7 protein-coding genes are annotated in these 6904 nt (G+C 42.3%); 2 read left to right on the forward strand and 5 right to left on the reverse strand.

Annotation, left to right across the window (positions count from 1 at the left end):
- Nucleotides 1–19: 19 nt before the first annotated feature.
- A complete protein-coding gene (locus HMPREF2704_RS04450) occupies nucleotides 20–1183 on the reverse strand; it encodes an MFS transporter (RefSeq protein ID WP_070845795.1) in 1164 nt (387 codons plus the stop codon).
- A 146-nt stretch (nucleotides 1184–1329) separates the two neighbouring features.
- On the opposite strand from HMPREF2704_RS04450, the gene HMPREF2704_RS04455 reads away from it, so the two are divergent.
- Both HMPREF2704_RS04455 and def read left to right on the forward strand, forming a co-directional pair.
- Nucleotides 1330–2022 carry a cyclic nucleotide-binding domain-containing protein gene (locus HMPREF2704_RS04455; RefSeq protein WP_049523282.1) on the forward strand — a complete coding sequence of 231 codons (693 nt, stop codon included), beginning with the start codon at nucleotides 1330–1332 and terminating at the stop codon, nucleotides 2020–2022.
- A gap of 54 nt (nucleotides 2023–2076) precedes the next feature.
- Nucleotides 2077–2691: a peptide deformylase gene (gene def, locus HMPREF2704_RS04460; RefSeq protein ID WP_003004253.1), complete on the forward strand. Its 615-nt coding sequence runs from the start codon at nucleotides 2077–2079 to the stop codon at nucleotides 2689–2691.
- Between the two features lie 64 nt (nucleotides 2692–2755).
- Here def and HMPREF2704_RS04465 read toward each other — a convergent pair whose 3' ends face one another.
- The 4 genes from HMPREF2704_RS04465 to HMPREF2704_RS04480 form a co-directional block, all read right to left on the reverse strand.
- Nucleotides 2756–3760 (reverse strand): hypothetical protein, encoded by a 1005-nt coding sequence (locus HMPREF2704_RS04465; protein ID WP_049523284.1) that lies wholly within the window; start codon nucleotides 3758–3760, stop codon nucleotides 2756–2758.
- An 83-nt stretch (nucleotides 3761–3843) separates the two neighbouring features.
- Nucleotides 3844–4512 (reverse strand): DUF443 family protein, encoded by a 669-nt coding sequence (locus HMPREF2704_RS04470; RefSeq protein ID WP_070845797.1) that lies wholly within the window; start codon nucleotides 4510–4512, stop codon nucleotides 3844–3846.
- 32 nt (nucleotides 4513–4544) lie between these two features.
- Nucleotides 4545–5213: a DUF443 family protein gene (locus HMPREF2704_RS04475; protein WP_049523288.1), complete on the reverse strand. Its 669-nt coding sequence runs from the start codon at nucleotides 5211–5213 to the stop codon at nucleotides 4545–4547.
- A 361-nt stretch (nucleotides 5214–5574) separates the two neighbouring features.
- The gene (locus HMPREF2704_RS04480) at nucleotides 5575–6816 is read right to left on the reverse strand and encodes an aminopeptidase (RefSeq protein WP_061590964.1); all 1242 of its coding nucleotides are present in this window, start codon (nucleotides 6814–6816) and stop codon (nucleotides 5575–5577) included.
- Nucleotides 6817–6904 lie beyond the last annotated feature (88 nt).

The raw sequence follows: 6904 nt of genomic DNA on the forward strand, positions 1-6904 counted from the left end.
AAACGAAATGATTTCTCCATCATTTCGTTCGTGCTAGTAATTGTGAGGCGAAGACTCCCGTTAGGACCATCAAAGCACCAATCCAGACAAAGAGCAGGTGATTAGAGGGAGCTAGTGGCGTCACCAACTGGATGAAGAAAGAAGAGAGGGCTGACCCGAGATTGCAGCCGATCAAGACCAGCGAGGTCGCAAGGTTCAAGAGATTGGTCGGGATTTTTTCAGATAGGTGATAGAAGATACTGGTAACTCCCGTACTGTAGGTAAAACCGGCCAAGAGGGTTCCTAGAATCAGGCTCCACAGCTGGCTGGACAAACCAATCAAGGCCAAAGCCAGACCGAAACCAAAGCACATGATCATGAGCAAGTTCTTTTTGAAAACATGTGTCAAACTGGCAAAGCCTACCCCTGCGACAATCCCTGTTAATTGCATCAGACTCAAGACGGTTCCAGCTGTTGTCGCTGTTCCCATATGAGCGTCAACAATGATATCCGGCACGCGCAGACTAATAATAGAATTGAAACAAATGATGATACCAGCAATCACAGCTAGCATTAGACTAAAACGCCATTGAGGGGAGCGAAGGCGTGCGGAACCTTTCTTTTTCTCCTTCAAGCTAGCCTGTTTTTGCTCCTTAGGATACGGGACAAAAAGGATATAGAGGAGTAAAATCAAGTAACCACCACCATATACGGCAAAGATCGCTGGCCAGCCTAGGGGTAAGAGTTGGCCCACCATAAAGGTCAAGACGGCGGAGCCCACCACTTCAGCAGATCCCCGATAGCCCAGCATCCGAGTCTTGTCATTGCCCGAGTAGCGCTCACTGATAATTGAAATAGCCTTGGCATTGATCATTCCTGTCCCCAAGCCAAAGAGCAAACGACTTAGAAAGATGAGAGGATAGTCCTGCACGACCAAAGGCAAGAGGCCACTAGTTGAAAAGAGCAAAAGCCCTGCGACAATCATCTGGCGCTCACTCATCCACCGCTCGATCAGGCTATTTAAAAAGAGCATGGCTACGACCGCAAAGGCTGGCAGGGAAACCAAGAGTTCCACCTGACTTGCTGAATATCCGAAGTGACTAAAATAAGCCTTCATAGCCGGCAAACCGGCTGTAATTGAAAAGGATGAGATCAGCATGAGCGACAAGCTCAAGAGACTGATTCTTTCCATTGTTTTTTTCATTTTTTTATTTCCTACACTTTACTGGTAATACTTTGATTTCACTAGTTTTTTCAAAAAAGATTCAAACTAGTATTTTCAATAGAATCCTAGTATAATCAATTTAGAAATAGAAAAACAGGACATTTGTCCTATTTTAGGAGAGTGAGATGAAAAAAATTTCCCCATCTACAAGACTCAAGGAGATCATCACTGACTACCAATTGGACCAGATCTTTCCAGGCGACTGTCTCAGCCAGCTGGACCTCGTTCTCTATCAGGCTGGAGATTATATCTGCCGCCAAGGTTCTGAGCAAGATGTCATTCCTTATTTTCTCAAAGGCCGGCTCAAGATTATCCACAGTCTTGAAAATGGCAGCGACACCATCCTTGAAATCCAAGAAAAACCTGGACTCTTAGGAGAGATTGAGCTCCTGCTCGATCGGGTCTGTATCTCATCAGTCATTGCAGACCAAGACTCGCTAGTCGTCCAGCTCCCAGCCCAGCACTTTAAGAAGCGCCTCCTGTTTGATCCAACCTTTTTGCGCTCTACGGCCAAGACCTTGGCTGAGAAATTGCACCAGATCAACTATTTGGCTCCTGCAAACTTTCATTATTCGGTCAAGGAACGCCTCGCTACGCATTTTCTGGAACATTGCGATGAAAATGGGACCCTCAAGCCCAAGATGAATCAGCTGGCCCTGCGTTTTGGGATCAGCTACCGCCACCTTAGTCGCGTGATCAAACAGATGATTGACGAGGGGTTGATCAAAAGAGAAGGACGGGTCTATACGATTTTAGACCGAAAAAGAATGGGGGACTTGTCCATCAAACACACGGAAACAACTGACAGAAAACTTTAATTTCAGGTTCTTTTGTGTTATCATGGAGGGTAGAAAGAAAGTGAGAGTAAAACGATGAAAGCAATTGAAAAAGTTACAAGAGCGTCCCATTTGATTGATATGGATGACATTATCCGCGAAGGAAATCCAACACTTCGAGCTGTTGCAGAAGATGTAACCTTCCCTTTGTCTGATCAGGAAATTATCCTGGGTGAAAAAATGATGCAATTCTTGCACCATTCTCAAGACCCTGTTATGGCTGAAAAACTTGGCCTCCGTGGAGGAGTTGGACTTGCCGCACCACAGTTGGATATCTCTAAACGGATTATCGCTGTTTTGGTTCCCAATCCAGAAGATGCCGATGGCAACCCACCAAAAGAAGCCTATAGCCTTCAAGAAGTCATGTACAATCCAAAGGTTGTCGCCCATTCTGTGCAAGATGCAGCTCTTGGCGACGGGGAAGGCTGTCTCTCTGTAGACCGCAACGTCCCAGGCTATGTGGTTCGTCATGCCCGCGTGACGGTTGAGTATTTCACAAAAGATGGGGAAAAGAAACGCATCAAACTCAAAGGCTACAACTCCATTGTCGTTCAACATGAAATCGACCACACCAACGGCATCATGTTCTATGACCGCATCAACCCAAACAACCCATTTGAAATCAAAGAAGGACTTTTGATATTAGAATAAGATACAAAGGGCGTAAATGACAAAAATACCTAACTGAGAAAGCTCTCGGTTAGGTATTTTTTTGTTATTTTTTGCCTTGCCTTTTATTCGAAAACTTGCGTATGATGGTACGTGCCATGCTAATAAAGAAGTCCAAGGCAATTCCTAGGGTAATCATTCTGACAAGCCACACCAACCAGATTGGTCGTCTTACCTTTGCATCAGCATATCCTAAATGATCAAGTGCTACAAACATCAATAGATAGCATACTATTTCTAACGGAATGCGAAGTTTAGCTTTTTTTAGGCTGAAGCCTTTCAACCAATTCCATAGTAAATCCCACAACGTCGGATTATCTTCAGGTTCATCCTCCCAGTATTCCTTGCTTTTTGTTTTCAAATACAAGAGGTAACCCACTTCTGTCAGCAACTGAGTAAAAGCGTAACTGAATAGTATGCTTACGGATACTCCTAGCACCACTCCATAATAGCCAGTAAGGGCCGCTCCTATCATGGAGCAGACGAAGATGATCGTTAGGGCATTGCTACTGTAACTACTTGATTTTGCGAAATAATTTCCTAGGGTTCTAGTTGGTGAAAAGCCAATCTTTAACTGCTTCTTAAGCCAAAAATAATTATAAATAAAGCCCACTAAGGTACAAATCACAAGAAAAGGAATGACGATGAAGCCATATTTCGGGAAACCTACCTCAAATTCTTTATTTGCCAGAGCAGAAACAATGATGAGCAAGCCCATGACTTGGAGCGATAAAAACATCCCTGCATAGGTGAATAAGAGTAGGGTCGTTGACAATACTTGTCTTCTATATATAAATGTCCCCATTAACGGCAAGAAAAATGTAATGATATGGTAAAGACAATAGATGACGAGGATATCAAAAAACCAATGACTAAATGGTTTTATACCTTTTGATACATCATACGAATAAAAACAAAGGATTGCAATCGCGAACAGAAATACGCCTGTCCACGAAGTGATCATCATAGCCGCTGAAGCACGTGTATTGGCTAAACTTTTAAAGTAGACTTTGTTCACCTGCTCAATACCGACTGTCTTTTCGTTTTTCATGACATGCTCCTTTCTAAGAAATTCCTTTAAGATCCAAAAGCAGATGGATGTTGCACTTGCTTCTGAATTTCACTTAACTTGATCTACTTGACTTTGGCTTTGAAAGAGATGATTGGGGAATAAAAAATTAAATTCCCAGCTGATAAAAATAGAAATGATGAGATTAATAGACCAAAATGTATTATAAAATTGGGCTCAAAGTTTATTAAAATTGCATAACATACTGCAATGAACATGACTATAAGAAAAGTTACAAATATTAAAGGTAATAGTATGTTTTTTATATATTCAGGAAAGCAATACACTTTTCGAGGTGTTTTATCTGCCACAATTTCCTGCATCCCTTCCCCTCTACCCATCCAAATCCGAAGTCCCACTACAAAAATTAAAATCAACATCATCAAGGATAGATTAAGCAAGTGAGAGGTAAAATTGAGGTATTTTTCTATTGGAAACGCCCTTGCTAATAGCATGGAGGTTACACCTAGACCAACCGATGCCCTCCCGATATTATTATTCACTAAACTCTGATGCTTCTTGTCTCTTTCAAATACTTTTGGAGCTAGGACTCCTACTTCATCCTCTGTCAGCTGATAGGCTTTATGAGGGATAAAATAAACAAACCACGGAAGAAAATAGGTGATGATAATCGGCCGATCGACTTCCATCAAATACCACTCTCCGTCAACTTTTAATAAATGATAGCGAAAGTTCATTTTGGGCAACCGTTCGATTTTTGCTGGTTTAAACATAGATCATCCTTTCTTAACATTTACACTTTTTCCTATTTTTTAATTTTTGCCTTATAATCCTCGCCTGAAGCATATAATAATAAATTACCATGTGATAAAAAAACCAATGAAAAAGCAAATAAGGCCACATGAAGAATTAGATTGGGTTTACTGGTACTCAGAACAAAGCAAAATGATACAGCTGAAAGAAATAAAGCCAATGTTACTAATAGAAGATTTTTTAGTAGTAACCTAAATCTTACTGGGCGACAATACATTTTTTTAGCTTTCTTGGAAGGCTTTATGACCGACTCTTTTTTCCCAATACTGATCCAAATGCGAATTCCAAAAGCAATGATTAGAACAAGGATCATTAGCACTAGATTCAGTAGATGGGAAGTAAAATATAAATAATCCTCTATCGGAAAAGCTCTACCTAGTAAAACTGCTAAGGAACCAGCACCAAGTGTTGAAATCCCTGCTTTAGTCTGAGTTGAAAGTATGTTCTTATCTCTTTTAAGAACTTTCGGAGCTATTGCTTCTACTTCATCCTCTGTTAGCTGATAACCTTTATGAGGGATAAAATAGGTAAACCATGGAAGAAAATAGGTGATGATAATTGGTCGATCGACGTCCATTAAATACCATTCATTCTCTACTTTTAACAAACGATATCGAAAATTCATTTTCGGCAAACGATCGATTTTTGCTGGTTTAAACATAGATTGATCTTACTTTCTATACTATTTTATTCTTAGACAGTCATAATTATATTATTTATTCATAAAAGAACATACCATCCATCATACCTGATTTTACTTTGATGATCAAGTTTTGACCAAAAAAAGTATCTAACTTCTTAGCAGTTGGATACTTTTTACTCTATTATATTTTGGGCACAGGGGTTGATGGCTCAAAACACTGTTTTGAGGTAGTAGATAGGGATTGCGAAGCAAGGCCCCTTCCTCATCAACTGTGCGGGGGGGACTAAAAAGGTCCTGTGGACCTTTTTTGCCCGAGCCTTAAAATCGAAAAGCGAGGTAGAAATCAAACTCTTCGAGTTACTGATTTCTGTCCTGCTCCCTATATCGCCCAATCTCCGTTGCGGAAGACTGGGACGCGGGTGCCGTCTTCTCGGATACCGTCGATATCCATTTGGCTTGAGCCGATCATGAAGTCGACGTGGACGTCTGAGCGGTTAAGGCCGGCTGCTTCGAGTTCTTCTTCTGTGAACTCTGCGCCACCTTCTACACTGGTTGCATAGGCTGCTCCGATGGCCAAGTGGTTAGAGGCATTTTCATCGAAGAGCGTATTGAAGAAGGTAATGCCTGATTGGGAAATTGGGCTTGGATCTGGGACGAGGGCACATTCACCCAAGGCACGCGCTCCCTTGTTTTTGAAGACCAAATCTTTCATGACTTGATCGCCTTTTTCTGCTGTGATATCCACAATTTCTCCATTTTCAAAGGTCACTTTGATCCCTTCGATGATGTTTCCGTTATAGCTAAGCGGTTTTGTAGACGTTACATAACCTTCTGCGCGACGGAAGTCAGGAGCTGTGAAGACCTCTTCTGTCGGCATGTTTGGCAAGAAGCTTTCGCCTTGGGCATTGATGGCTCCGGCAGATTCCCAGACGTGGTTTTTCGGCAAGCCAAGAGTCAAATCAGTCCCTGGGGCTGTGTAATGAAGGGCTGAGAATTGTTCCTTATTCAGTGTATCTGCCTTGCTCTTGAGAATAGCTGCATGCTCTTCCCAAGCCTTGACTGGATCTTCCTCGTAGACTCGGCAAGTCTTGAAGATTTGATCCCACAGGAGATCCACTGCTTCTTCATCGCTCGCCGCATTTGGGAAGACCTTTTTCGCCCATTCTAAACCTGCTGCTGCAGCAACGGTCCAGCTGACCTTGTTAGATTGAGTAGCGATGCGCATTGGTTTCATGGCCATGCCCAAAGCCTTAGCCGAGGCAGAAAGCTTCTCTGCATCAACACCATTTAAGGCACCTGGATCAGACGAGCGCACACCCAAGCGACTAGCTTTGTGGTCTAAGAGGTAGTTCATCTCCGCAATCTTGTAGTCTGGCACATTGTCCAAACGATCCATCGGTGCATGGAGGAATTTTTCCCGGGTAGTGAAATCATCTGCCCATTGGACAATCACTTCATGCGCCCCCAAGGCATAGGCTTCCTTCACGATCAAGTGGGCCAATTCTCTTTGTTCCACATCGATGTTCAAGACCAAGGTATGCCCAGGTTGCACATTGATACCGTTCGCCACTAACAATTTAGCGTATTTTTCGAGGTTTTCTTTAAAATTTGGTAAAACCATTGTTTTCTCCTTCATAAGTGAATGATCTCCTCCTAGTATACCATAAGTCCATGTAAAAAGAGAGTGGGACAGAAATCGATAATTCGTT

Origin of the sequence: Streptococcus sp. HMSC076C09, from assembly GCF_001837905.1 — a bacterium.
GTDB classification, from domain to species: Bacteria; Bacillota; Bacilli; order Lactobacillales; family Streptococcaceae; genus Streptococcus; species Streptococcus parasanguinis_I.

Excerpts from the sequence above, each read along its gene's own strand:
- HMPREF2704_RS04450 (WP_070845795.1), bottom strand. The coding sequence starts at position 1,183 with ATGAAAAAAACAATGGAAAGAATCAGTCTCTTGAGCTTGTCGCTCATG.
- HMPREF2704_RS04455 (WP_049523282.1), top strand. The coding sequence starts at position 1,330 with ATGAAAAAAATTTCCCCATCTACAAGACTCAAGGAGATCATCACTGAC.
- def (WP_003004253.1), top strand. The coding sequence starts at position 2,077 with ATGAAAGCAATTGAAAAAGTTACAAGAGCGTCCCATTTGATTGATATG.
- HMPREF2704_RS04465 (WP_049523284.1), bottom strand. The coding sequence starts at position 3,760 with ATGAAAAACGAAAAGACAGTCGGTATTGAGCAGGTGAACAAAGTCTAC.
- HMPREF2704_RS04470 (WP_070845797.1), bottom strand. The coding sequence starts at position 4,512 with ATGTTTAAACCAGCAAAAATCGAACGGTTGCCCAAAATGAACTTTCGC.
- HMPREF2704_RS04475 (WP_049523288.1), bottom strand. The coding sequence starts at position 5,213 with ATGTTTAAACCAGCAAAAATCGATCGTTTGCCGAAAATGAATTTTCGA.
- HMPREF2704_RS04480 (WP_061590964.1), bottom strand. The coding sequence starts at position 6,816 with ATGGTTTTACCAAATTTTAAAGAAAACCTCGAAAAATACGCTAAATTG.